The sequence below is a fragment of the Armatimonas rosea genome, from assembly GCF_014202505.1.
GTDB classification, from domain to species: Bacteria; Armatimonadota; Armatimonadia; order Armatimonadales; family Armatimonadaceae; genus Armatimonas; species Armatimonas rosea.
On record NZ_JACHGW010000004.1, the window covers coordinates 766,380 to 790,139 of the forward strand.

A 23,760-nucleotide genomic window follows, 5' to 3' on the forward strand; every position below is an offset into this window, starting at 1 on the left:
ACAAAGGCCTCAGGCCATAATCCCGAGTTCACTCGGGGTGGGCGAAGCCCTTTGTGTCGGAGCCTGCGACGACAGCAAGACGCCCCCCTCCAACGGGGGCGGTCTAAACTACCTGTAGTCCGCCAGGACGGGCTCTAGCTGCGCTTCGGTGAGGAGGCGGAAGCGGCTCTCGCGCTTGGTGTGGCGCTCTAGGATGGCGGCCTCGACACTCAGGCCATCGGCGAAGGCGGTCTTGATGATCTCCTCAGGCGTCGGTGGGGGGACAATTTCCTCGCCGTCTTCGTCGAGCTTCTCCGGCAGGGGCGCGAGCTGCGTGCGGGCGATTCCCCACGCCTTCAGCGCTGCCTTGAGGGTGTCTTCCAGGTTGCCCAGGTGGGCGTCCTTGAGCGACTCTTCGGCCTGCTCCGACGCGTAGACCGTCCCGGCGACCACGGCGAAGCGCTTGGTGTTGCGAAACTCGCCGTCGTAGCCCAGCGTGAAGTAGAGATCGTCGGCGGGCTCCGGGTGGAGCTCCGCAAAGACCCCCTTGAACGTGAGCGGGATCGTGTTGTTGTCGTTGTAGATGCGCTTGACGGCAGGCGAGAGGCCAAAGCCGACCAGCCGCTGGACGCTGACATCGTCTTCGGAGCGCTGGAAGCCCTCGCGGTGCGTTGCGTCGATCGCGGCGAGGCGGATGCTCTCGATATCGCTCTGCTTGCCCAGCGCCGCCATCATCATCTTGTCGTAGATCTCGTAGACCTTGCGCTGGCTGTGCCGGAGGGTCAGGAGCAGCAGGCCGCCGTCGTAGCTAAGCCCCACCACCGGGGAGCCGTCGCGCAGACGGTCCTCGACATACTCGTTGCGCTGCTGGAGCGCGTTGTTAAAATCATAGAAATTGTAGGACATAGCTTATCCCTGAACCAGTGCGGGCTCGGACGCGAGGGTGGTCTTGACGATCGCGCGGAGGGTCTCTTCCTCCACATCGGCGATACCGTCGGCGGTGATGGTCTTGGCGAGCGGGAGGTACTTGGCCGCCCCGCCGGTCGCCGCATCCAGGTCCGCCGCGATCTCCAGGAGGGTCAGCACCTCACGGAGCGCCGTGTCACGATCCATCTCGCGAAACGGGCCCTTGGTGCGCCCGATGTACTCAAACGCGCCGCGAATCTGGGTCGAGCCCGAGCCCGCCGCCGCGTACTCCGCGGTCTCGAAGCGCGCCCCGCCGCCGTCGTAGAAGAAGACACGTCCCTCGTTTTTCTTGGTGTCGAAGGTCGTGAGGATCGGGATCACGAGGCCGATTCCCTGCATCGCCGCCATCATGTTGCCGGCGATCAGCTTCCCGAGCTCGTTGAGCTTGCCATCGAGGCTCATGGGCTGGAGCTGGGAGCGCTCGTAGTACTTGAAGGCCATGCGCAGGTAGCGCACCAGCTCGATCGCCTTGGAGAAGCTCCCCGAGATCGAGATCAGCGTGTAGTCATCGAGCGAGAGCACCTTCTCGGCCTTGTCGTACATGATCGCCATCCCGCCCGTGGCGCGGCGGTCGCCCACGGTGAGGACACCGTCTTTGTACTTCACGGCGATCACGGTCGTGCCATGGATCGGGCCCTCCGCGAGGCCATTGAGCTGAAATCCGGTGAGCGCGGCAAAGTTGCCGCTATGGGGTTGCAATAAATCGGTCATTTTCCATCTATATCCCCCCCACCCAGAGGGTACCCGGCGGGGGTCAGGGGGCAGGCGCGCAGGGGATTATTGTCCGCTGCGTTGTTCGTAGCGGCGCGCAAGGGTTGGGTCGACGCGCTTCATGCGCTCAAGGACGAGCGGCGGAAGGCGACTCTCCCCTTGCCGCGCAGGTTGTGTGGGGCGCGGCGCGGGCGGCGGTGGCGGAAACGGTTCGTTATTGTCCGCTGCGTTGTCGGTAGCGTTTGGCGGCATTGGGGTCCACCCGTTTCATTCGGTCGAGGATGCCACGCGAGTCAGGGCGCTTGACATCGGGAGCCTTGGGGCCGTCGCCGTCACCGTTGCGGCGGATCGGGTCCACCGGGGTGACAGGGCGGGTGAGGCGGTCATCTGCACGAAACTCTTCCATAGTTATCCAATCTTTCTAAGGGGTCAAAACAGCAATAAACTCTGCGGGAGTTGTGGCGGCGTCCAGGGCAGTAGCGAGCGCTTGCGGCTCTCTCTCTTGAATATCGGCCATTCGGACGTTTGCACTCTGGCCGTCGTGCTCCAGCGTGAACCCGCCCCAGCTGATCTTCTGGATCGCCTCGGGGAACTTGCGGACCGCGAGGCCTCGGACAATCGCACGGGGCGAGCCGGCCGGCGGGGTGTCGAGTGCGGCCAGAATCTCTTCCTCGGTGACCACGCGCCGCAGCTTCTCTTCTTGCTCCAGCGCGTAGTAGAGCCCCGCCGCAGGGTCGGTGTTGTGGTACTCCAGGTCGAGGCTCTGGAGGTAGGGATCGCCCCAGGACTCAATGCCCTCGGCGTCCATGAAGCCCTCCAAAAGCGCGCGCTTGGCCGCCCAGTCGAGCGTGTCCGAGAGCGAGAGCGGGTCGGTTTCCAGCGTGTTGAGCACCTGCTCCCATTCTACCAGAACCGTGTCGGTATCGGGCGAGAGCCCAGTCAAGTGCTCCTTGGCCGCCGCCAGATACGCCCGCTGGACATCGACCGCACCGATCGTCCCCCCGCCCTGACGCTCGACCTGCCACTTGAGGCTCTGGTCCGCGGAGACATGCTTGATCGCCGCCACCGGATCGCGCAGGCCGACAGTGGTGGGAGCCAAGCCCTTCTCGATCAGCCGTAGCACCAGGAGGGTAGTCCCCACTTTCAGCAGGGTCGCCACCTCCGCGAAGTTGGCATCGCCACAGATCACGTGCAGCCGGCGGAACCGGCGCGCATCGGCGTGGGGCTCGTCGCGGGTGTTGACAATCGGGCGGTTGTAGAGCGTGTCCACCGACGCCATCGTCGTGAAGAAATCGGCGCGCTGGGAGAGCTGGAAGATCGCTTGCGGGTTCGCCCCCGCGTTCTCTCTCCCCACTTTTCCCGCCCCGGCATAGAGCTGACGCGTCGCAAAGAACGGAAGAAGACCCTCTAGCACACGGTCAAACGGGACCTCGCGGCGCATGAGATAGCTCTCATGAGTGCCGTAGCTGGCGCCGTGGAAGTCCGTGTTGTTCTTGTACATCGCCACCAGGCTCTCGGGGCCGAGCTGTTTCATTCGGCGCTCAGCGAGGCGCTGCATCCAGCGCTCCCCGGCCCGGTCGTGGGCGATCACTTCCCGCAGGCTGGTGCACTCCGGGGTCGAGTACTCGGGGTGCCCGTGGTCGTTGTAGAGGCGTGCGCCGTTGGTCAAAACTCTATCGGAGCGCACCTCGATATCGGTGGAGTGGGGCCGCCCGGTCTGCTCGAACTGGGCATCGTTGGGATCGATGGAGAGGTGATCGACCGTGAAGCCGCGCATGTCCCGCCGGGGGTGCTCCTGCTTGTAGTCCCAGCGCCCCGCCACGGTGGGTGAGGGAACCAGCTTGACCAGGTAGCCGGCTTCGTCCACCAGGTCCTGTGCGCCCTTCCCCTCGACATAGATGCCGTACTCCGTCTCAATCCCGATCATGTGGGTCTATTGTACCTTGGGTTGATTCGCACGCCACTGACCGTTCGGGGAGTTTTGGAGTGCCCGTGGATTGCCATCTAGATCGCCCCGGTTAGAGCGGGGCGTCAACGAGCCTCGTGCCTCGGCTAGGAAGGGCTTCGCCCATCAGAGAGTCCTATGGCCGAAGGCCTTTGCGGCGGAACGCCCGTTGACGCCTCCCTCCAACGGGGGCGATCTCCCGAGCGATCCAAACCGGGTACACTCTAGCGGTATGGCTACGATTCTTGGCATTGACTTAGGCACGACCAACTCGCTGGTCGCGGTGGTTAAAGACGGCGTCCCGCAGGTTCTGGGCGGGCTGGTTCCCTCCGTGGTGTACTTCCCCGAAGACGGCGCGACGCCGCTCGTGGGCACCGACGCGCTTCCCTACCTGACGTCGCACCCAAACCGCACGATCTACTCGGCCAAGCGGCTCATGGGCAAGGGGCACGGCGATGCCGATGCGCTCCGGGGTGGGCTTCCCTATCTCCTCACCGGCGACTGCCAGATCGCGCTGGGCGAGCGGCTGGTCAGCGCCCCCGAGGTCGCGGCCTGGGTGCTCCGCGCCCTCAAGCAGCGCGCCGAGGCCACGCTTGGGGAGGCGGTGAGCAAGACCGTGATCACGGTTCCCGCCTACTTCAACGACTCCCAGCGCCAGGCCACCAAGGACGCCGGCGAGCTGGCGGGGCTAGAGGTCATCCGTATTGTCAACGAGCCCACCGCGGCGAGCCTTGCCTACGGCCTGCAGAACACCAAAACGGCGACTATCGCGGTCTATGATCTGGGCGGCGGGACCTTCGATATCTCGATCCTGCGCCTAGAAGATGGCCTGTTTGAAGTCTTAGCCACGGGCGGCGACACCCGCCTGGGCGGCGATGACTTCGACGATGCCTTGGTCGCGTGGCTCAAGCGACGCGCAAGCCTCCAGCACACCGAGCCCGCCACGGTTCGACTGGCAGCGGAGCGGGCCAAGCGGGAGCTGAGCTCCAAGACTGTCACCGACTTCTTTGGGATCGCCCTCACCCGCGAGGACTTTGAGGAGGCAATCGCCCCCCTGATCGAGCGGACACTGGCCGCCTGCCGCCAGTGCCTCACCGATGCGGGCCTCAGCGCCAGCGAGATCGCCGAGGTCGTGCTGGTCGGAGGCTCCACTCGTGTCCCCGCCGTGCAAGCTGCGGTGGGGAAGCTCTTTGGGCGGACACCACACACGCACCTCAACCCCGACGAAGTGGTCGCGCTGGGGGCTGCACTCCAGGCCGATATCCTCTCCGGCAACCGCGACGACCTCCTCCTGCTCGATGTCACCCCGCTCTCGCTGGGGATCGAGACCATGGGCGGGGCGGTCGAGAAGCTGATCTTCCGCAACTCCAAGATCCCCAGCACGGCCAAGGAGGAGTTCACCACGAGCGTGGACGGCCAGACTAAAGTCCTCCTCCACGTGGTCCAGGGCGAGCGCGAGCTGGCCGCCGACAACCGCTCACTGGCGCGTATCGAGCTGACGGGAGTGCCGCCGCTGCCCGCGGGAGTCCCCAAGATTGAGGTGCAGTTCCTGCTCGACGCCAATGGAATCCTGCAAGTGAGCGCAAAAGAGCTGCGCTCGGGAGTCGCCACGGAGGTGCGGATCAAGCCCACCTACGGCCTCGACCAAGCGCAGGTCAAGCAGCGGGTCCGCGACTCGTTTTTGCACGCCGACGAAGACTTCGCCGCGCGGATGGTCGCCGATATGCGCACCGAGGCCCAGTCTGCGATTCTCGGCGCACAGAAGCTCCTGCCCGGCTACGAAGGCGACGATAAACCCGCGATCGAGGCAGCCCTCGCCGAGCTGATCGCCGCCAAAGAATCCGGCACAGACCACAATCTCATCCGGGAGAAGATCGAAGCCCTCGACAAGATCGGGGAGAACCTCGCCGCCAGCGCCATGAGTGGGGTCGCCAACAGCCTCATCGCCGGAAAAACCCTCGCCGAGGCCGCGGAGTACCTTGAGGAGCGCAAGAAGGAGCAGCCCTAAGCCATGGAACTCCCGCAACTCTTCGCCTACGCCGCAAGCTGCCGCGCGGCCCTCGCTCCGGTTCTTCGCGCCCACCACGAGCTGCTCCATCGGGAGTTTGTGACCACGTCGCGCTTCAACACGATTGCCAAGCTCTTGGCGCACAGCACCGCCGCCGAGGAGCGCTGGCACGCACGGCTGGATGGTCGGCCTTTTCCGCCGTCGTATGAGGAGCGCGCCCCGAGTGAGCTAGAGAGGCTCCTCACCGATGCTGAGGCGCTCCGCACGGAGACGCTCGCCCGGCTCGCCACCGACGAGCTGGCGCGAACCATCACAATCTCCCTCGCGGACGGCAAGCGCCTCGACCTCACCGCGCACGATATCTTTTTTCATATCTACAGCCACGAGCAGTGGCACCGCGCCCAGCTCTACACGGCCCTCCAGAGCTTTGGGGTCGAGCCCCCCAACCTCGACTACGTGCTGCTAAAGCCATGACCATCCCCTTTGATTTCTTTGTCCTTGCGGCGGTCGCGGCGGAGCTTCGGGCGGCGCTGGTCGGGGGGCGGGTGCAGAAGGTGCAGCAGCCAAGTGCCAATGAGGTTATTCTCTCCACTTTCTCCAAGGCGGCGGGCGGGCGGCGCTTGCTCCTCTCCGTTGATCCCCACGCGGCGCGGGTGCACTTCACGCAGGTCAAGCGCGACAACCCGACCCAGCCGCCAGGGTTCTGCCAGATCGCGCGCAAGTACCTAGAGGGCGCCTGGATCGAGGCCGTGGAGCTACCGTTTCCAGACCGCGTTCTGCACCTGGTCTGCCGGAGCGTCGAGGGCGAGCGCGTCACCCTGATCTGCGAGCTGATGGGCCGCAACTCCAATCTCGTGCTGGTGAGCGGTGCCAACACCGTGCGCGGCGTCTTGCGCCATGGCGGCGAGCGCGAGATGCACCACGGTGCGGTCTATAAATCCCCCCCCGGAATCTCCACCGACGCGCCCTTCCTCTCCAAGTTCGCCGAGACCGAGGCTGCCTTGCGACCGGAAGGCGAGCTGCTCCAGCGGGTAGCCCTTGGGGAGTTTGCACCGCACTCGATCCAGGGCGATGATGGCCATACGCTCGGGATCTGGGCGTTTGAGACCAAGAGCGTGATCGGCTTTCCGCGCGAGAGCATCTCGGTTGCGCTGGACACGTTCTGGGCCACCAAGCTCACGGAGAGAGCCGAAGACAGCGCCGAGGCCGCCGCGGAGCGTGCCCGCCTCCAGGCCCTTGCCCGTGTGGAAAAGCAGCTCGCCGAGCTCGAGAAGACCTTCGCCGAGGCCGCCCTCGCCGACCAGCACGAAGAGGCAGGAAACCTGCTCCTGGCGCATCTCGCCCAGATTCCCCGCGGCGCGGAGAGCACGACTGTCGAGGACTTCTACAACGACAGCGCTCCCCGCACGATCACGCTCGATCCCAAGAAGTCCCCCCACGAGAACGCGCAAGGCTGGTTCGACCGCGCCCGCAAGGCCCGCGACGCCGCCGAGTACGCCACCCGCCGCAAGGCGGAGCTCGAAGCAGAGCAAGCAGCGCTACAGAGTGGCCCCCTAGCCCCCACAAGTGGGGGAAATTCAAGGAATACTCCGCAAAGTTCCCCCATGCATGGGGGTCAGGGGGCCAAGAAGTTCGATGGCCACAAGATTCGCACGCTCACCCTCGACGGTGAGTGGACACTCTATATCGGGGAGAACGCCACGAGCAACGACTACCTGCTCACCAAGGTCGCGGGGCCAAAAGACCTGTGGTTTCACATCCGCGGAGTTGCGGGCGCACACGGCGTGCTACGCACCAACGGCCACCCGGAGCGTGTCCCGGACCCCATCCTGCGCCGAGCCGCCGGGCTGGTCGCGGCCCGCTCGGGGGAGAAGCACGCGGGGCTGGTTCCCGTGGACTACACCGAGCGCCGCTACGTGAGAAAACCACGTGGGGCCAAGCCGGGGCAGGCGGTCTACACGGTGGCCAAGACCATGGACGTGGAGCCGGCCACCCCCTGACCCCCACACGTGGGGGAAATAATCGGAAATACCTTTTGTCTCCCCCACGTGTGGGGGCCGGGGGGCTGTATAATGCCCGCATGAAATCGTATCTCCCCCTCCTCCTCCTGCCCACGGTCGCGCTGGTGTTCACGCTCACCGAGGCGCAGTCCAAGGCGCAGGAAAAGTCCGCCAAGACCATGGCAAAGGCCGCCGAGAACCTGCTGACCCTGCTCACGCCCGAGCAAAAGGCCAAGGCGACCTTTGCCTTCACCGACCCCGAGCGCACCAACTGGCACTTTGTCCCACGCGATGACCGCAAGGGCGTGCAGATCAAGGAGATGACCCCGGAGCAGAAAGCCGCCGCGATGGCGCTCCTCAAGACCGGGCTCTCGCAGAAGGGCTACACCAAGGCCACGACCATCATGGCGATGGAGAATGTCCTCAAAGCCATCGAGAAGGGTACCGGCCCTATCCGCGACACGGAGCGCTACTTTGTCTCGTTCTTTGGGACACCCCCCTTCTCGGCGAGCAAGCCCTGGGGCTGGCGCTTCGAGGGGCACCACTTCGCGCTCAATGTCACTCTGGTCGGGGGGAAGATCGCGGCGAGCCCGAACTTCTACGGCACCAACCCGGCGGAGATTCGAGTCGATGACGGCGGGATGAAGGGGACACGCGCCCTCAAGGACGAAGAAGAGGCGGCCCGGGCGCTTCTGACCACGCTCACTCCCGAGCAGCAGAAGACCGCGATCTACGCCACCGACGCTCCCAACGATATCCTGACCGGCGATAAAGTGAAAGTGGCGGCGCTGGAAGCGAAGGGAATCGCCTACAAAGCCCTCACCAAGGAGCAGAAGAAGCTGCTCGACGCACTGATCGGGGTGCACACCGGCAACATGGCATCGGAGCTGGCCAGCGCACGCACCGAGCGGCTCAAGAAGGCGGGGAAAGACGCGATCCTCTTTGCCTGGGCCGGGGAGACCGAGCGCGGCAAGCGGCACTACTACCGCATCCAAGGCCCGACCTTCCTGGTGGAGTACGACAACACCCAGAACAATGCCAACCACATCCACAGTGTCTGGCGGGACTTCGATGGTGACTTCGGCGAGAACCTGATCGCAGAGCACCTGGCGAGCGAGAAGCACTGATGCGCGCTGTCTTTCTCACCGAGCTCGGCGAGATCGAGGTCGAGCTAGACGACAAGCGCGCCCCCGCCACCGTGAAGAACTTCCTGCGCTATGTCAAGGCAAAGGCCTACGACGGCGGGACGTTCTACCGCACGGTGACGACCGAGCCGGACAACCAGCCCGATAAGACGATCAAGATCAATGTGATCCAGGGCGGGGCGCGGGAAGGCTTCAAGGCCTTCCCACCCATCGCGCTGGAGCGGACCAGCAAGACGGGCCTCAAGCACAAAGACGGTGTCCTCTCCATGGCGCGCGACACGCCCGACTCCGCGACCGAGGCGATCTTTATCTGTGTCGGGGACCAGCCGGAGCTGGACTTTGGCGGCAAGCGCAACCCCGATGGCCAGGGCTTTGCGGCGTTTGGCAAGGTCGTGCGGGGGATGGAGGTGGTCAAGAAGATCCATAAAAGCCACGCCGACGGCCAAGCGCTCACCCCCAAGATCGCGATTAAGAAAGTAGTACAAAAGCCATGATCGAGCGACGGAAGCTAGGACGAACAGGGCTTGAGGTCTCGGCGATGGGGCTGGGCGGCGCGGGGATCGGGGGTATCTACCAGAACACGGTGGCGGACCGCGATACGGTCGAGACAGTCGAGCTGGCCCTGACGAGCGGGATCAACTTTATCGATACGTCGCCGCTCTACGGCGAGAGCGAGCGGCGGCTCGGGATCGCGCTGCGGGGCGTGGACCGCAAGAGCTACTACCTCTCCACCAAGACCGGGACACACCGGGACCGCTGGCAGGACTACTCGTGGGACGGAACCCTCTGGAGTGTGGAGAACTCCCTCAAGCTCCTCGGGGCGGACTACTTCGACATCCTCTTGGTCCACGACCCGGAGAAGATCGAGCCGGTCTTTGCCAAGCGCGGTGCCCTGGAGGCGCTAGAGTGGCTCCGCGAGCAGGGTGTGGTGAAGCATATCGGGCTGGGCCAGCGCCGCCACGACTTCCACCGGCAAGCCATCCAGAGCGAGCGCTTCGATGTGATCCTCACCTTCAATGACTACCATGTCACCCGCACGACGGCGCTCAAGAGCGGCCTGCTGGAGATTGCGGCGGAGCACAATGTCGGGGTGCTCAATGGCTCGCCCATGGGCCACGGGCTCCTGACGGGGGTCGATCCGCGGACGCTCCAGACCCACCACCTGATCGAGCGGGATGCCAAGGCCGCCGCACGCTTCTACGACTGGTGCCAGGACCGCAGGCTCAACCAGAAGGCACTTGTCCTGCAGAGCTGCCTGGCACAAGGGCTGATCCACTGCACGCTCACCGGTGCCAAGAACAAGGCGGAGCTACAAGAGAACCTGGACGCCCTCGAGGAGACGATCCCGGACTTTGTCTGGGAGGACCTGAAGGCGCTCAACCTCACTGAGGGACAAGTCTAACGCGGCGGCCCACGGGGTCGAGCTCGATCACGGAGAAGCGGCTCACAAAGTCCATCCCCAGCAGTAGGTCGTGCTCGAAGCCCGTGGCGGGGCTGTAGACCTGGTCCAGAAACGAGGCCGCACTTCCCTGGGTGTAGCTCGTGAGCCGCACCCCTTGCTCGGTGAGAAGGTCGAAGCCGACCGGGAGACTGCGTAGCTCAATCCGTGCGTGGGTCTGGCCGATTCCCAGCGGGTTCTGGATCGTCCGCCGGCTCCCCGTACGGCCCGCGATGCGCTCCCCCATCCGGAGCGAGAAGAGGTCCTCAACCGAGCCGGTGTCGAGGATCGCCTGAAGCGGAAGATTGGGCCGCCCCTTGCCCCGCTCGCACTGGAGCTGGAGCACGGGCTGGTCCTGGATCAGGTGGAAGGGCTGGCTCACGCCCCGCGCCTCGGGGGGGCTGGGCTTCTCCAAAAGGGTCAGTGTCCCCCGCCCCAGGTCCAGCCGCTGCACCCGCTCCCCAAAGACCCGCCAGCCGATCAGCCCATCGAAGCCCCCCAGGTTCCCCGCAGTGGACTCAATCGGCACCCCCTGAAGCTCTAGCTCCCCGAGGCGCAGGCGCTCGCCCCGGTGGATCGCGCCCTTGCTCTGCCCCTGGAGCCCCATGAGCACAGTGCTAGCGACAAATGTCGGCTTGAGCCGTGTGAGCGCGGCAGGCGTCAGGATGAAGTGCCGCCCCCCGCCCGTGTCGTAGAGCAGGCGAAACCGCTGGCCGTCGAGCTCCGCCTCTAGGTAGAGCATCCCGCGCGGGTCACGCTTGAGCGCCAGGGTCTGCACCGCGACCGGGGCACTCGTTAGGGAGAAGGTCTGGCCCTTCGGAAAGGCGGCGGAGTAGCGCGCGGCGGTGGTAGCCCGCTGCCGGAGGGGCGCGCTCCAGAAAGTAAACGGGTAGCCCTGGGGCGCAAGACGAGCGAGCTCTTCTTCGACCCGCTGTGCTTCGTCGGGGTCCTGCACCGCGGCGAGGAGCGTGAGCCAGGCCTCGGGAACATCGGGGCGTCGTTGGGTTGCTAGCTGCAGGAAGGCCCGGGCCGCATGGCTGTCGGCGTCCCAGCGCAGCGCGGCTGTCCCCCGTGCCACCAAGGGCCAGAACGCACGCGGCTCCTGCTGCCACGCGGCCACCGCGAGCGCCTGCGCCCGCACCGGCTGCCCTCCGCGAAGGTAGGCCAGCGCCAGGAGCCCCATCAGCTCGGGCTCGTCGTGCTTGCACTTCTCTCCGAGAGCAATAGCCTCGGACCAGCGGTCGAGCCGTAGGAGCGTGAGGAGCCGTCTCTCCCACCCCAAGCACGTCAGCGCCTGTGTCTTGGCCAGCGCTTGGTAGGCCACCTGTGCACGCGCGAACCGTCCCTCCTGGAAGTGGAGATTCGGCGTCAGCGGAGAGAGAGTCGCGGCCGCGATCCACGGCGTCAGAGGCATTGCCCTATTCTACCAAGAAACCGATTGGCACGAATAGGTAACCTGGTCGGTGGCCTGAAAGTCCACCTCTGGGCCGCGCAAGCGCGAAGCGGGCCGAGCCCGCGAGAACAAACTCGGTGCGGCCCCGCCTGCCTACGCTCCCAGGAAGCGGCGGGCGGTCTCGGTCATGAGGAGAATCCCGGTCTCCAGGGGGGCATCGCCGAAGTCGTACTTGGGGGTGTGGAGCAGGTACGGGCAGCCTGTGCCGAGGCGGACCATCGCGCCGGGGGCGTGCTCCAGATAGAACGAGAAGTCCTCGGCGCCCATCGTGGGCTCGGAGAGCTCGACCACATTCGACGTGCCAAACAGCTCCTCCCCGACCTCACGGACCAGCGCGATCACGCTGGAGTCGTTGATGACGGGCGGGGTGCCGGGCGTGAACTCAAAGGTGTAGGTGGCGCGGAAGCTCTCGCAGATGCCCTTGATGATGCGCTCCATGCGCTCGGGCATCGAGTCTCGGATCGCTTTGTTCAGCGTGCGGACCGTTCCCAGCAGCTCGGCCTTCTCGGCGATAATATTGCGCGCGGTTCCGGCGTGGAAGCTCGCGACCGTCACCACCACCGGCTCGACCGGGGAGAGCTCGCGGCTCACCAGGCTCTGGAGGGCCGTGACCAGCTGCGCCCCGATCAAGACCGGATCGACCGTCTTGTGCGGGTAGGCCGCGTGGCCGCCCTTGCCGTGGATCGTCAGCTTCCACGAGTCCGACGATGCCATCGCGGGGCCGACCCGCAGACCGAGCACGCCGGGGGCGAAGTCCGGCCAACCGTGGAGCATGAGCACGGCGTCCACGCCGTTCATGCACCCCGCCTTCACCATGGTCTCCGCGCCGCTGACGGTCTCCTCGGCGGGCTGAAAGAAGAGCTTCACGGTTCCGGCAAAGGTGTCTTTGAGAGCATTCAAGACCAGCGCCGTCCCCAGCAAGTTCGCCGTGTGGCCGTCGTGGCCGCACGCGTGCATCACCCCAGGATTCTGGCTCTTGTAGGGAACCTCGTTCTCCTCGGTGATCGGGAGCGCGTCCATGTCCCCGCGCAGGGCAATGGTTTTCCCGGTGCCCTTGCCACCGTGGATGGTCGCGACAATCCCGTTCATCCCCCCAAGCTTGGTCTCATGCGCGATCCCCGCCGCCGTCAGCGCCTCCGAGACCTTGCGCGCCGTGTTGTCCTCGCTCCCCGAGAGCTCGGGATGGGCGTGGAGATCGTGACGAAACGCGACAATCTGCGGCAGGATCGCCGCGACTTGGTTATGGAGCTCGGTGTGCGTAGACATGGCTGAAATTATACCCGAGAAGGAATGTCTCAAGGGCCGCGCGAAACTGGCGCTATGAACACGTCTCTTCTCCGGGCACCGAAGCCACGGCTCGCGGTCCTGCTCACCCAGTACGGTGCCACCAGCCATGGGATCTGCTACTGCACCAAGCTTCTCGAGGGCAAGCAGTTCGACGATCACTTTGAGCCGCCGCAGTGCGAGGTGGTGGCGATGCACCTGATGGAGGTGGCGTCGAACGATATCGGGCTGGCGACCGCCAAGAAGCACGGGGTCCCGCTCTACCCGTCGGTGGCGACCGCGCTCTGCTGCGGCGGCGATACCCTGGCCGTGGACGGCGTGGTGATTATCGGGGAGCACGGCACCTACCCGCTCAATGAGAAGGGCCAGCAGCTCTACCCCCGCCGGGAGCTCTTTGACCAGGTCGTGAGTGTCTTCCGGCAGTCCGGCCGGGTCGTGCCGGTCTTCAACGACAAGCACCTCTCGTGGAACTGGACCTGGGCCAAGTACATGTGGCGCACGATTCAGGAGCTTAAGATTCCCTGGATGGCGGGCAGTAGCCTCCCCTTTGCCAAGTTCGAGCCGCTCGTGCCGCTCCCGCAGGGCAAGCTGGACCACGTGGTTGCGGTGGGCTACGGCGGCCTGGAGTCGTATGGCTTTCACTCTATCGAGACCGGCCAGCGCATTGTCGAGAACCGGCCCGGCGGCGAGACGGGGGTCAAGAGTGTCCAGGTGCTCAGTGGTGCGGCGGTCTGGGAGGCGCACCACCAAGGGCGCTGGCCCAAGGAGATCGCCGATGCCGCGCTGGGGTCGCTGAAGAAGCCCACGGGCAAGCCGCAGGACTACACCAAGGATGTCTACGCCTACGATATCGAGTACCGCGACGGCCAGCGGATGACGGTCCTGATGCCCAATGGGTACTCCCAGGAGTTTGCCTTTGGCTACCGTGAGAGGGGCAAGAAAGAGATTGTCGCGGCCTCCTATTTTCTGGATGAGGTGCCGCGCCTCAAGCACTTCTCCGCGACCGTCCGGGCGCTGGAGGAGATGTACCTCACCGGCAGGCCCACCGCCCCGAGCGCCCGCACGACCCTAACCACGGGAATCCTGGCCTACGGGATCGAGAGCCACTTCCAGAACGGCGTGAAGCTCGAGACCCCGGACCTGAATATCAGCTACAAGCCGATACCGACCCCGGCGCACTGGAAGGAAGTTCTACGCTAGCCGGGTGCGTGCGGCCCGAAACAGAATCGCGGCGACACCGAGGTAGATCAGCCCGGTCGAGGAGATCGCGGCGCTCATGGTCACCCCATGATCGACCGCGACCCCGATCACCAGCGAGCCCAGGCCCGCCCCGAGCCAGCCCAAGAAGTTCATCAGGCCGGTGGCGGTGCTCCGCCGCGACGGGTGGATGACATCGTAGAAGGCGGCGGTGAGGTTGGAGTCGTAGATCCCCTTGCAGAGCCCGTAGCACGACATCGCGACAATCAGCACCCAGGGGTCGCGGGTCCAGCCGCAGAGGACGATAAACGGGGCCCCGACCAGGGTCGCGACCGCCTGCACGAGAATCCGCCCCCCGGCATTGGTCTGGCTCCATTTATCGGCGACCACGCCCCCTAAGAGCGAGCCGCCCATGCTGGCAAGCTGGATAAAGAGAGTTGCTCCCAGCCCCGCCACCGCGAGCTTGAGGTGGAACTTCTCGGTGAGAAAAGTCGGCATCCAGGTCAGAAAGACCAACCCGACCAGGTTCGCGCCAAAGTAGGCGACAATCAGCAGGACCGCGGTCTTGGTCTGGGCGAACTCCCGCAGGAACTGGCGCATCGGCACGGCGACTGGCTCGCCCTCCTCGGCACGCTCCCCCTCCTCGCGCTCGGCCTGGTTGCGCTGTGGCTCGTGGATAAAGCGCTGGAGCACGAGTCCCAGAAGAATTCCCGCGACCGCCAGCACCCAGAACGGGGAGTACCAGCCGTAGCGCTCCCCCATCCAGCCGGCCAGTGCCCCGCCCGCGATCGTCCCGGCGTAGATGCTGGTCTGGTGGAACCCGATCGCGCGGGAGCGGGTCCGCGGGCTGTGGTAGTCGCTGATGAGGGCCATCGACGCGGGAAAATAAAAGGTCTCCCCCAGCCCCTCGGCCCCACGCACCAGCACAAAGTGGATCACCCGCGTGCACTGCGCCGTCAGCCCGGTCACCAGGCTCCAGACATAGAGCCCCGCCAGGATCACCATCTTGCGGGGCATTTTATCCCCGACGTGCCCCGCAAAGGGTGCGGTCAGCGCGTAGACCCAGGTGAAGGCCGCCCCGATCAGCCCCAGCTCGGTCTTGGAGAAGCCCAGCTCTTTTTGTAGCAGGGGGAAGACCGAGAAGATCGCGAGCCGGTCGGCGTAGTTGAAGAAGCAGATGAACCAGAGCATCCCCACGACCAGCCACTTGTAGCGAGGCGCTGTCATCTTGGCCTACTCCTCGGTCTCGGTGCGCAGCGATGGCGGCAGGTGGTCGTCGTCGCCGTCGGCGTTGTCGGCCTTGCGCTGTGCAGCGGCGAGCACCTCCGGCGGGGTCTTGAACCACACCCCGACCAAGAAGACCGTCAGCGAGCCGATCAGCGCAAACCAGGTAAAGGAGATGGTCGGGAGCCAGGCCGGGTGCGCGATCTTGATGCCCAGCGGGTCGAGCACCTTGATGTGTAGGTCGCCCAGAAAGCCCGTCATGAGCAGCCCCACCGAGATCGCCAGCAGGTTGCCCTTGTCCGAGCCCCGGTCCTTGGTGAACATCCCCAGCAGGAACACCCCCAGCATCGGCCCCACGATATAGCCCGCGATCCCCAGCACCACCGGGATGATACGAATGTCCGGGTTCTTCACCTTCATGTAGGCAAAGACGCTCGCTACCAGCACCATGAGCACGGCAAAGAGCACGGTAAAGCCGCGCGCCCCCTGCATCGCGGCCTCGTCGGTGTACTTCCCACGCCGCGCGAGCGCCGGGACATACCAGTCGTTGGTGGCGCTGGTGGCGAGGGCATTGAGCGCCGCCGAGAGCGAGCCCATCGCGGTGGCAAAGACCCCCGCCAGAACGAGGCCGCGAATCCCCACCGGCATCACATTGAGGATGTAGGCCCCAAAGATATCCGAGTTGGCCTTGGGCTGGTTGGCGGGCACCTGCTGGTAGTAGACATAGAGCAGGATGCCGATAAACGTGAACACCGCCGCGATCGGGATGTCCATGAACGCCGCGGTGAGCAGGCTGCGCTTGGCTTTCTGGTGGGTCTCGGCGGTGAGCATGCGCTGCACCATGTCCTGGTCCGTGCCGAACATGGCGATATTCATCATGGTCGCCCCGAAGAGCGCGCTAAAGATCGTGTAGTCGCCGGTGAAGATCAGCTTGATGTAGTCCAGAAACCCCATCGGCCCGACATGCTTGTTGGCGCTCTGCCACTCGGCGACTAGGTGGGGCTCGAAGCCGGTGACAAAGTACCCCTCGTGGGACTGCATCGCCGGGACGGCCTTTACCAGCGCATCGAAGCCCCCGATATGATTCAGCAGGGTGGCGATTGCGATCAGTGCGGAGCCGAACATCAGGCACGCCTGCACGACATCGGTCCAGATCACCGCCTTGATCCCGCCCTTGGCCGTGTAGAACGCGGTGAGGATGGTCAGCGTGATGATGGCCACGAGGTATGGCCCGACCGTGTCCACCTGCTGGAACGCGACCGTCGTCCCCCCGTGCTCCGCGAAGAGCTTCCAGGCCAGGACCATCACCAGCGACGGAATAAACAGCCGGGTCCCGGAGGCTAGGGTGCGCATGATGAGAAAGAGCATCGAGACAAAGCTCTTGGTGCGCGGCCCAAAGCGGATCGCCAAGTAATCGTAGACCGTGTAGACGCGGTAGGCGTAGTAGGGCTTCAGAAAGACCGTCGCCACCACCCAGCGCCCGATCACCACCCCGAGCGTGAGCTGCACATAGGCTAGGCTCCGCTTCTCAAAGCCCTCGCCGGGTGCGCCCAGGAAGGTCGCCGCGCTGGTCTCCGCCGCAATGATCGAGGCCATCACCGCCCACCAAGGCACCTGCCGCCCGCCGAGGGCAAAGTCCTTGAGGTTCTTCTCCCGGCGGCCCATGTAGAGCCCAATCGCGGAGATCGCCACAAAGTAGAGCAGGATGATCGTCCCGTCAATGAAGAGTCCCATGGGCAGGATTATACCTGTGCTTTGTCGAAGGCATTTCCAGTGCAGTCCCAACAGCTCCCACCGTCCCAAGACAGCTCCCCCCAACCGGGCCGCCTGCTCCGCCCACAGGAAGCCCTTGCCTGGCTCACGGCCGCAGGCCTTTACACTGTCTTTGCCGTCTGCAAGATCATAGATAGGCTCCTGCGCCACCAGCTCCCAGGCATCACCTACTTTGTGACGCCCATCGTCCTGATCTTTGCGTTGCACACGTGGTGGCGTGTCCAGCGTGGTGAGAAAGTCGGTGACCCCTTAGTGGCTCTGGATGCCCTGTCGGATCGCTTCCTGAAGACGTTCTTTTTCATTTTTATCCATCTGTTTTTTATCGGATCTGTCGCAATGATGATCATTGTCGCACAGTCGGCGCGGTTCTCAGCCTGGATGCAGTTTTCGGTTCTGTGTATGTTTGGCGCAAATATCATTGTGGGCACCCTTTTAGGGCAACACTGGCGACGAAAGCTTAAAGGCATGTGATGCAACAACAAAAAGACGGCACTCGCGAAGCGCAAACGACTCGCCCGCAGCGCATTCTCCAGCCTGCAGACGCGCTGGCGGGGATGGTGTTCTGGGGAATGTTCCTCCTCGTGTGTACCACGATGTACCTCGACAACTGGCTACGGCTCCAGAAGATGCCCACCAATCCGATGACCTTTCTGATGGGGGTTGGCACCTTCATGGCCTCGATCAACCGCTTCCTGCGTGCGCGGCGCGGGGAGAAGCTCCGGGATGTCATGACCTACCCCAAAAACGCCTCCTGGGGCTGGGTCTTTCTGGGCGGGCTGGGAGCTCTGGCGTGCGCCGCCGCGAGCGTCTATATTCTCGTGACACCTCCCGTTCACCGCTCTTTCCTCGCGACACTGGAGGGAGCAAGCCTGGTGGGGCTGGGGCTGATCGGGGCGGGGCTTCTGGGCAAGTGGACCTGGCGCGAGTGGCGACGGCGACGCTACGGCGACAGTGCCGAGCAGCTGGAGACCTTTCAGACCTCGCCAAACGACGAGCACCGAGAGCTTCGTACGGGAGGCATGGGCGCCTTGGGAATGGCTCTCGGTGGCCTCTTCTTGCTCGTCCTGGGAGTTCTAGGGGCACGCACTCCCGGGAGCTCTTGGATAGGTGTTGCGATCGCCGTGTTTGGGGGGCTCTTTGCGCTTTCAGGGATAGTCGTCTTTGTGGAGCAACAGAAAAAGTAACAAAAGCCCTAGGAACAAGTCCTTGGGCTTGAGAGGGCGACGGGCACCTTCGTGCCCAACAAATTCGGTGGCTGCGAAGGCCGGGTACCCGCTTGCGGGTGGATCGCCCTCTCAAGCCCGGACACTTGTTGTCCGGGCGACCTACCCCGTCTCAGGCGGGAAGGTAAACTGCGCCGCTGCCGCCACCAACGAGTGCTCGTCCTGGCAGAAACGCGCCAGAGCCGCACGAGCCTCGTCGGTCCAGCCCGCGCTTCCCCGGGTCTCGCCAATCAGAGCCGCGAGCCCCAAGCGCCGAAGGGTCGGGTGCGGGTGGACACTCAGAAGCGCACGCAGCTCCGCACGCCCCGGCTGACGTGGCGGCACCTCGAACTGAGCAATACTCCACGCCAGGTTCTCCCCTTCCGGCACGTTCCGCTCCAGCCACGCGACCAGCTCCTCACCCTCCAGCGCCGTGAGTGCCAGCATGGTCTGGAACTTCCCCGTGAGGGGATCGGTGCGGAGGGCCTCCAGCGCCGCACGCCCTGCTGCTTGGTAGCGAGGATGCTCACTGCGCAGGACGCTACAGAGGCTCTCCACCACATGCGGTAAGACCCGCCGTTGCGGGAGAGTTTGCCGAATCGCAATGGCGGCTGCCTCGGGATGTTCCGTACCCACCACGCGAATCAGGGCAAAGGCGGCGACCGTGTACTCCCCAAAGAGGGAAGAGTTGAGGCGCTCCAAGATCGGCTCCGTCAAGAGGCCATCGAGATTGGGCATGCCCTGAGCGATCCCCAGCGCTTGGAGCCGCACCAGTGGATCGGGGTGGCGGAGACCGAGCACCAGGAGCTCGAGCTGGCGACGAAGCGCACTTGCGCTCAGGCCGTCGTTGGGGGCGCGGAGGGCGATGGTTGCCAGCGCAGCGTCCCCCGACTCCAGTGCCTGCCGCAAGACGAGCCAGGTAGCCTCGTGCTCTCGGTGTGCCCAGAGGGCGCGGACCAGCGCAACCCGCAGGTCGCGGTGGAGGTTGGGCTCCGCCGCCCAGGTCAACAGATCCGCGAGGCCCGCACTCTGGGACAGATCACCGAGGAGCCGGATGACCTCCTTGGCAACGGTGATTTTACGGCGCGGTGTCTCCCGCAAGAGCGCCAGGCTTCGTGTTAAAGGCAGCTCCAGCACGACACTTCGCAGGGCATAGATCGCCACCCGCGCCCGGCTATCGTCGAGCGCCGCGACCAGCTCCGCAGTCCCCTGACTGCTGTCGAGAAGCGCCAGTGCACGCAGGGCCGTGTCCCGCAGGGCAAGATTCTGCGCCTTTTCCTGAGCCAGCTCCACGAGGGGGGCCAATGCCACGTCCACCAGAGCGGCGTACTGCTTGACCGCTTGGAAGGCCTCGGGGTTGGGGCGCTCGCTGTCGACCAGCACCTCCGCGAGGGTCTGGGCAAAGAGCCCTTGCTGGCGCGGTGTCCAGCGGCCAAAGTGGGAGCGCACCGGCAGCACAAAGCGCGTCTTCCCCGTGGAGAAACGCCCCGAGAACGCCCGACGTCCCAGAAACTCGTCGGTCAGCAGGTCTTGACGCTGGCGGTGCAGAAACTCCCAGACACTTCTTTGGGTAATCCAGCTCTTGTCACGCTCCAGGAGCGCGGGTACCAGCACCCGAAAGCGCTCCCGCACAGTCTGGCCCAAGAGTGTCAAGAGATGCGCCGCCGTGTAGCCATTCACCGAGTCGTGGAGCAGCTCCTCAAGCAGCGCCACAGTCCCTGGTAGCTGTCGCAGGCGCGTGCTCAAGCCCACCGATGCCCGGACCAGGTAGTGCTCACTCTCCCGTGTCTTCCAGGAGCGCAGAACCGGGAGCAGGTGCGGCTCTAGGGTAGCAAGCTCCTTTGCCGAGAGGCTCTCCACGAGAGGCGCAAGATCTAGGTGCCCCCGTGTCCTCACCCAGATAGCCAGCTCGGGTGCGGCCCACTCCGGGAAGCGAGCTAGAAGCTTGGTGACCAGAGCAACCGCGTGAGTCGCGGAGGCGAGAGAGAGATCAGAAGCGCTCCGTGCCTGCGCAAGTATCTGCGCGAGTGCCTCAAGGTGCCCTGCTTGCCAGCGTCCCAGGGGGATCTTAGCAAGCCCCGCCAGCATCGCCTGGCGCACCGGGTCCTGCTCAAACGCCCGCGCAGAGAACAGCGTGAGGAGGGCAGGGAGAGCCTCCTCGTCGTAGCCCGCCGCACCACAGAGTGCCGTCAAGGCCAGCCCGCGCAGCGTGGCGTCCGGGTTGTTGAGAAACGGCTCCAGAAGGGTTTGGGCTTCGTCCCAAGGAAGAACGCCCGCATAGGGAATCCGTTGCTCGGGGACGGTCGCCAGGCTCGAAAGGCCCCAGCAGCGCCGCGCCTCGGCGTGGCGAAGCGAGGCATCGGGGAGTGTTTGGACAAGAGCCAAGGGCAGCTCACCGCCTGCACCACGCCAGCCAAGGCCGCAAGCCGCATAGAGCGCCCGCCGTTTTTCCGGGGCAAGGGCTCCCAGCCCGCACCAGAGGGGAAGGGTATGGGGGTGCTTTTGCACCAGCGCCACCAGCTGCGCACTCTCCAGCGAGTCGGCAATCGCCACAAACGAGAAGGAGAGGGGCTCGTCGGTTGCCAGCGCCAGCGCGACAATGTCTTGTGGACAGCGGTGGATCAGGGCCTTGGGAAGCCCGATCGTCCCCAGCGGGAAGGTCGCCCGGAGTGCGGTTACCAGCGCCAGGGCGAGCTCGGGCCGACAGTGCGCCAGAGGGGTTAGTGCGGCACGGCAGAGCCCGAGGAGGAGATAGTCGCGCCCCGGTGTCGCCGCGATACGGCTCAGGAGCGTGCGCGTGAGTAGCTCAGGGTGGCGTGCGGCCAGCCGCGCACTCTCAACCGGTGTCAGGCGCTCCGCAAGCGTGGGAAGCAGGTTCTCAACAAAGGCTGGGGACGTGTAGGCAAGAAACCGGGCGATCTCGCTGTCTCCGGCTGCCTGCCACTCCGTGAGAATCCGCTCAATGACTTCGGTTCGCTTTGCCTTTGCCAGGACCTGGAGATACCGGAGCCGCACCTTGCGCTGGGGGAGCGCCTGCACCGCAGCGAGCACTGCCTCGTCACTTCCAAAGCGCACCAAGACATCTAGCGCCAGTCGCCGCACAGCGCGTGAGCGATCCGTCCGTGCTCTCTCAGCCAGCCGAGCGTCTCCACTTCCCCAGCAAGCGCTCAGCGCCAGCGTCCGCTCGTAGACCGTCTCCCCCTGGCTCAGTGTCTCTAAGAGTGCCTGAGTCTCGGGGTTGGTGACGGACTCCCGTCCTAGGTTGTAGAGCCGCCGAAGGCGCGCTCCGTGGGTGAGGGTCTCCAGCTCCGCAAGCAGTGTTTCTCGTGTCATGGTTTTCTTATTCTCGGTATCGAATCGTAGACGGCGGATGGTAAATTGGTCGCCGCAGACGCGGCCGAAGGCCCTCTAGCCGGACGTTCACCGTCCGGGCGACATCGTGGCAAAAATAAATTTTCCGCGTTTTGTCAGAATCGGGTAGTCTGAGCCGTACTACAGGCGAGATGAACACAAACATTACACAGCTCCTCGAAAAATACTTTGGCTTCTCCGCGTTCCGCCCGGGCCAAGAACAAGTGGTGGAGACCCTGCTGGCGGGGCGCTCGGCGCTGGCGGTCTTTCCCACGGGGGGCGGCAAGTCCCTGTGCTACCAGCTCCCGGCGCTCTGCTTCGACGGCGTGACAATCGTGGTCTCGCCGCTGATCGCCCTGATGAAGGACCAGATCGACTTTCTCACCGCGCGGGGAATCGCCGCCGCGCGCCTGGACTCGTCGCTGAGCCTCGATGAGGTGAAGCGTATCGGGGATGGGCTGGCCGATGGCTCGCTCAGGCTGCTCTATGTCTCGCCGGAGCGCTTCAACAACGAGCGCTTTCTCGGGCAGCTCCAGCGCACGAAGATCTCGCTGTTTGCTATCGACGAAGCCCACTGTATCTCGGAGTGGGGGCACAACTTCCGCCCGGACTACCTCAAGCTCGCCGATGCCGCCAAGCGCTACGGCGCGGAGCGGGTGCTGGCGCTCACAGCCACGGCGACTCCGCAAGTCGTGAAAGACATCCACGAGGCCTTTGGGATCACGCCAGACGACGGGATCGTGACGGGGTTCTACCGCCCGAACTTAGAGCTAGTGACGACACCGGTCACGGCCACCGAGCGCGACACCGTGCTCCTGCGCGTCCTCAAGCAGCGCCCGCCCGGCCCGACCATTGTCTATGTCACGCTCCAAAAGACCGCCGAGCGCCTCGCCGAGCTACTTAGCGAAGCGGGCCTCCCCGCCGAGCCCTACCACGCCGGGATGGAGGACGAGGCGCGCAGCGCGGTGCAGGAGCGCTGGATGGCGTCGGACAAGGGAATCGTGGTGGCGACAATCGCCTTTGGCATGGGGATCGACAAGAGCAATGTCCGCTATGTTTACCACTACAACCTGCCCAAGTCGCTGGAGAGCTACAGCCAGGAGATCGGGCGCGCCGGGCGGGACGGGCAGCCGTCGGTGTGCCATATCCTCGCCTGCCTCGACGATGTCCCAACTCTGGAGAACTTTGTCTTTGGCGACACCCCCACACGTAGCGCACTCCACTCACTCCTCAGTGATCTGCTCAGCCGCGGCCTCGAGTTCGATATCGCCCTCTACGACCTCAGTGTCCGCCACGATATCCGCCAGCTCGTGCTCAAGACTATCCTGACGTACCTAGAGCTCAATGGCATCCTGCGCCAGGGGACGCCGTTCTACGCTGCCTACGAGTTCCGCCCCCTGCCCGGCCAGACCGCCAAGAGCATCGCCGCCGCCTTCCCCGAGGCGCACCGCACGCTGGTGGAGAACATCTTCGAGGCGGCGACCAAGGGCCGGCTCTGGTACAAGCTCAACCCGGAAGACGCCTCTCTGGCACTCGCCGTCGAGCGTGGGAGGATAGTCCGCGTGCTGGAAGTCCTCGAAGAGCGCGGCCATATCGAGCTCCGCACCGCCGATGTGCGCCAGCGCTTCTACCGGCTCAACCCCAGCGACGATACCGAGGCCCTCACCGACGAGCTGGATAGTCGCTTTGCCCTGCGGGAGAAAAACGAGCTTGCGCGCCTCGCCAAGGTCGTGAAGCTCATCGGGCTGGGGAGCTGCCAGACCAACGCCCTTACTGGCTACTTCGGCGAGCGGCGCACAACACCCTGCGGCCACTGCTCCTTCTGCCTGACGGGCGAGGCCCAGCGCCTCCCCGAGTCCACCCCGCCCCACCCGATTCCTGCCAGCCTCCGCGACGAGCTCACCGCCCTCCGCGACGCGCACCCCGATGCCCTCCGCGAAGACCGCCAGCTCGCCCGCTTCCTCTGTGGCATCTCCAGCCCCGCTGTCTCCAAGGCCCGAATCGGCCGCCACAAGTGCTTCGGCATCCTCGAAGACCACCCGTTTGGAGCAGTGCTGGGGTGGCTTAGCACGGAGCTGTAGTCT

General features: G+C 64.9%; 20 protein-coding genes. 10 read left to right on the top strand and 10 right to left on the bottom strand.

What is annotated here, in order from left to right:
* Window positions 1-108: 108 nt before the first annotated feature.
* The 5 genes from HNQ39_RS23000 to HNQ39_RS23015 form a co-directional block, all read right to left on the bottom strand.
* Complete coding sequence (locus HNQ39_RS23000; protein WP_184202482.1) at window positions 109-885, bottom strand: hypothetical protein; 777 nt, start codon at window positions 883-885, stop codon at window positions 109-111.
* 3 nt (window positions 886-888) lie between these two features.
* On the bottom strand, window positions 889-1,656 hold the full coding sequence (locus tag HNQ39_RS23005) for a proteasome subunit alpha (RefSeq protein ID WP_184202484.1): 768 nt from the start codon (window positions 1,654-1,656) through the stop codon (window positions 889-891).
* Between the two features lie 66 nt (window positions 1,657-1,722).
* On the bottom strand, window positions 1,723-1,908 hold the full coding sequence (locus tag HNQ39_RS30870) for a UBact family ubiquitin protein (RefSeq protein WP_425503591.1): 186 nt from the start codon (window positions 1,906-1,908) through the stop codon (window positions 1,723-1,725).
* Window positions 1,871-2,062: a ubiquitin-like protein UBact gene (locus HNQ39_RS23010; RefSeq protein ID WP_184202486.1), complete on the bottom strand. Its 192-nt coding sequence runs from the start codon at window positions 2,060-2,062 to the stop codon at window positions 1,871-1,873. The genes HNQ39_RS30870 and HNQ39_RS23010 overlap by 38 nt, the downstream gene beginning before the upstream one ends.
* 15 nt (window positions 2,063-2,077) lie before the next feature.
* Window positions 2,078-3,583: a proteasome accessory factor PafA2 family protein gene (locus HNQ39_RS23015; RefSeq protein WP_184202488.1), complete on the bottom strand. Its 1,506-nt coding sequence runs from the start codon at window positions 3,581-3,583 to the stop codon at window positions 2,078-2,080.
* A gap of 250 nt (window positions 3,584-3,833) precedes the next feature.
* On the opposite strand from HNQ39_RS23015, the gene hscA reads away from it, so the two are divergent.
* From hscA to HNQ39_RS23045, 6 genes are all read left to right on the top strand, one after another.
* On the top strand, window positions 3,834-5,609 hold the full coding sequence (gene hscA / locus HNQ39_RS23020) for a Fe-S protein assembly chaperone HscA (protein ID WP_184202490.1): 1,776 nt from the start codon (window positions 3,834-3,836) through the stop codon (window positions 5,607-5,609).
* 3 nt (window positions 5,610-5,612) lie between these two features.
* Window positions 5,613-6,083 carry a DinB family protein gene (locus HNQ39_RS23025; protein ID WP_184202492.1) on the top strand — a complete coding sequence of 157 codons (471 nt, stop codon included), beginning with the start codon at window positions 5,613-5,615 and terminating at the stop codon, window positions 6,081-6,083.
* Window positions 6,080-7,609, top strand: coding sequence for an Rqc2 family fibronectin-binding protein (locus HNQ39_RS23030; RefSeq protein WP_184202494.1), 1,530 nt, complete (start codon window positions 6,080-6,082; stop codon window positions 7,607-7,609). The genes HNQ39_RS23025 and HNQ39_RS23030 overlap by 4 nt, the downstream gene beginning before the upstream one ends.
* 80 nt (window positions 7,610-7,689) lie before the next feature.
* Entirely contained in the window at window positions 7,690-8,736 is a 1,047-nt protein-coding gene (locus HNQ39_RS23035) for a DUF3500 domain-containing protein (RefSeq protein WP_184202496.1), read from the top strand.
* Window positions 8,736-9,248: a peptidylprolyl isomerase gene (locus tag HNQ39_RS23040; RefSeq protein WP_184202498.1), complete on the top strand. Its 513-nt coding sequence runs from the start codon at window positions 8,736-8,738 to the stop codon at window positions 9,246-9,248. Before HNQ39_RS23035 ends, HNQ39_RS23040 begins: the two co-directional genes overlap by 1 nt.
* Window positions 9,245-10,156, top strand: a complete 912-nt coding sequence (locus HNQ39_RS23045; protein ID WP_184202500.1) for an aldo/keto reductase — start codon at window positions 9,245-9,247, stop codon at window positions 10,154-10,156. The genes HNQ39_RS23040 and HNQ39_RS23045 overlap by 4 nt, the downstream gene beginning before the upstream one ends.
* Here HNQ39_RS23045 and HNQ39_RS23050 read toward each other — a convergent pair.
* Both HNQ39_RS23050 and HNQ39_RS23055 read right to left on the bottom strand, forming a co-directional pair.
* Window positions 10,137-11,606: an aspartyl protease family protein gene (locus tag HNQ39_RS23050; RefSeq protein ID WP_184202502.1), complete on the bottom strand. Its 1,470-nt coding sequence runs from the start codon at window positions 11,604-11,606 to the stop codon at window positions 10,137-10,139. The two genes, HNQ39_RS23045 and HNQ39_RS23050, sit on opposite strands and share 20 nt — an antisense overlap.
* Window positions 11,607-11,738: 132 nt before the next feature.
* The gene (locus HNQ39_RS23055; protein ID WP_184202504.1) at window positions 11,739-12,911 is read right to left on the bottom strand and encodes a M20 metallopeptidase family protein; all 1,173 of its coding nucleotides are present in this window, start codon (window positions 12,909-12,911) and stop codon (window positions 11,739-11,741) included.
* Between the two features lie 54 nt (window positions 12,912-12,965).
* On the opposite strand from HNQ39_RS23055, the gene HNQ39_RS23060 reads away from it, so the two are divergent.
* Window positions 12,966-14,129 (top strand): hypothetical protein, encoded by a 1,164-nt coding sequence (locus tag HNQ39_RS23060; protein ID WP_184202506.1) that lies wholly within the window; start codon window positions 12,966-12,968, stop codon window positions 14,127-14,129.
* On the opposite strand, the gene HNQ39_RS23065 is transcribed toward HNQ39_RS23060, so the two are convergent.
* Window positions 14,121-15,353, bottom strand: a complete 1,233-nt coding sequence (locus HNQ39_RS23065; protein ID WP_184202508.1) for an MFS transporter — start codon at window positions 15,351-15,353, stop codon at window positions 14,121-14,123. The two genes, HNQ39_RS23060 and HNQ39_RS23065, sit on opposite strands and share 9 nt — an antisense overlap.
* 6 nt (window positions 15,354-15,359) lie before the next feature.
* Window positions 15,360-17,084, bottom strand: coding sequence for a sodium:solute symporter (locus HNQ39_RS23070; protein ID WP_184202511.1), 1,725 nt, complete (start codon window positions 17,082-17,084; stop codon window positions 15,360-15,362).
* A gap of 21 nt (window positions 17,085-17,105) precedes the next feature.
* Between HNQ39_RS23070 and HNQ39_RS23075 the strand changes: the two genes are divergently transcribed.
* Window positions 17,106-17,594 carry a hypothetical protein gene (locus HNQ39_RS23075; protein ID WP_184202513.1) on the top strand — a complete coding sequence of 163 codons (489 nt, stop codon included), beginning with the start codon at window positions 17,106-17,108 and terminating at the stop codon, window positions 17,592-17,594.
* Window positions 17,594-18,307 carry a hypothetical protein gene (locus HNQ39_RS23080; RefSeq protein ID WP_184202515.1) on the top strand — a complete coding sequence of 238 codons (714 nt, stop codon included), beginning with the start codon at window positions 17,594-17,596 and terminating at the stop codon, window positions 18,305-18,307. Before HNQ39_RS23075 ends, HNQ39_RS23080 begins: the two co-directional genes overlap by 1 nt.
* Window positions 18,308-18,448: 141 nt before the next feature.
* Here HNQ39_RS23080 and HNQ39_RS23085 read toward each other — a convergent pair whose 3' ends face one another.
* Entirely contained in the window at window positions 18,449-21,658 is a 3,210-nt protein-coding gene (locus tag HNQ39_RS23085) for a hypothetical protein (protein WP_184202517.1), read from the bottom strand.
* Window positions 21,659-21,828: 170 nt separating this feature from the next.
* Between HNQ39_RS23085 and HNQ39_RS23090 the strand changes: the two genes are divergently transcribed.
* Window positions 21,829-23,757 carry a RecQ family ATP-dependent DNA helicase gene (locus HNQ39_RS23090; RefSeq protein ID WP_184202519.1) on the top strand — a complete coding sequence of 643 codons (1,929 nt, stop codon included), beginning with the start codon at window positions 21,829-21,831 and terminating at the stop codon, window positions 23,755-23,757.
* Window positions 23,758-23,760 lie beyond the last annotated feature (3 nt).

Excerpts from the sequence above, each read along its gene's own strand:
- HNQ39_RS23090 (WP_184202519.1), top strand. The coding sequence starts at position 21,829 with ATGAACACAAACATTACACAGCTCCTCGAAAAATACTTTGGCTTCTCC.
- HNQ39_RS23070 (WP_184202511.1), bottom strand. The coding sequence starts at position 17,084 with ATGGGACTCTTCATTGACGGGACGATCATCCTGCTCTACTTTGTGGCG.
- HNQ39_RS23045 (WP_184202500.1), top strand. The coding sequence starts at position 9,245 with ATGATCGAGCGACGGAAGCTAGGACGAACAGGGCTTGAGGTCTCGGCG.
- HNQ39_RS23010 (WP_184202486.1), bottom strand. The coding sequence starts at position 2,062 with ATGGAAGAGTTTCGTGCAGATGACCGCCTCACCCGCCCTGTCACCCCG.
- HNQ39_RS23030 (WP_184202494.1), top strand. The coding sequence starts at position 6,080 with ATGACCATCCCCTTTGATTTCTTTGTCCTTGCGGCGGTCGCGGCGGAG.
- HNQ39_RS23040 (WP_184202498.1), top strand. The coding sequence starts at position 8,736 with ATGCGCGCTGTCTTTCTCACCGAGCTCGGCGAGATCGAGGTCGAGCTA.
- HNQ39_RS23015 (WP_184202488.1), bottom strand. The coding sequence starts at position 3,583 with ATGATCGGGATTGAGACGGAGTACGGCATCTATGTCGAGGGGAAGGGC.
- HNQ39_RS23025 (WP_184202492.1), top strand. The coding sequence starts at position 5,613 with ATGGAACTCCCGCAACTCTTCGCCTACGCCGCAAGCTGCCGCGCGGCC.
- HNQ39_RS23055 (WP_184202504.1), bottom strand. The coding sequence starts at position 12,911 with ATGTCTACGCACACCGAGCTCCATAACCAAGTCGCGGCGATCCTGCCG.
- HNQ39_RS23005 (WP_184202484.1), bottom strand. The coding sequence starts at position 1,656 with ATGACCGATTTATTGCAACCCCATAGCGGCAACTTTGCCGCGCTCACC.
- HNQ39_RS30870 (WP_425503591.1), bottom strand. The coding sequence starts at position 1,908 with ATGCCGCCAAACGCTACCGACAACGCAGCGGACAATAACGAACCGTTT.
- HNQ39_RS23000 (WP_184202482.1), bottom strand. The coding sequence starts at position 885 with ATGTCCTACAATTTCTATGATTTTAACAACGCGCTCCAGCAGCGCAAC.
- HNQ39_RS23050 (WP_184202502.1), bottom strand. The coding sequence starts at position 11,606 with ATGCCTCTGACGCCGTGGATCGCGGCCGCGACTCTCTCTCCGCTGACG.
- HNQ39_RS23060 (WP_184202506.1), top strand. The coding sequence starts at position 12,966 with ATGAACACGTCTCTTCTCCGGGCACCGAAGCCACGGCTCGCGGTCCTG.
- HNQ39_RS23080 (WP_184202515.1), top strand. The coding sequence starts at position 17,594 with ATGCAACAACAAAAAGACGGCACTCGCGAAGCGCAAACGACTCGCCCG.
- HNQ39_RS23065 (WP_184202508.1), bottom strand. The coding sequence starts at position 15,353 with ATGACAGCGCCTCGCTACAAGTGGCTGGTCGTGGGGATGCTCTGGTTC.
- HNQ39_RS23085 (WP_184202517.1), bottom strand. The coding sequence starts at position 21,658 with ATGACACGAGAAACACTGCTTGCGGAGCTGGAGACCCTCACCCACGGA.
- hscA (WP_184202490.1), top strand. The coding sequence starts at position 3,834 with ATGGCTACGATTCTTGGCATTGACTTAGGCACGACCAACTCGCTGGTC.
- HNQ39_RS23035 (WP_184202496.1), top strand. The coding sequence starts at position 7,690 with ATGAAATCGTATCTCCCCCTCCTCCTCCTGCCCACGGTCGCGCTGGTG.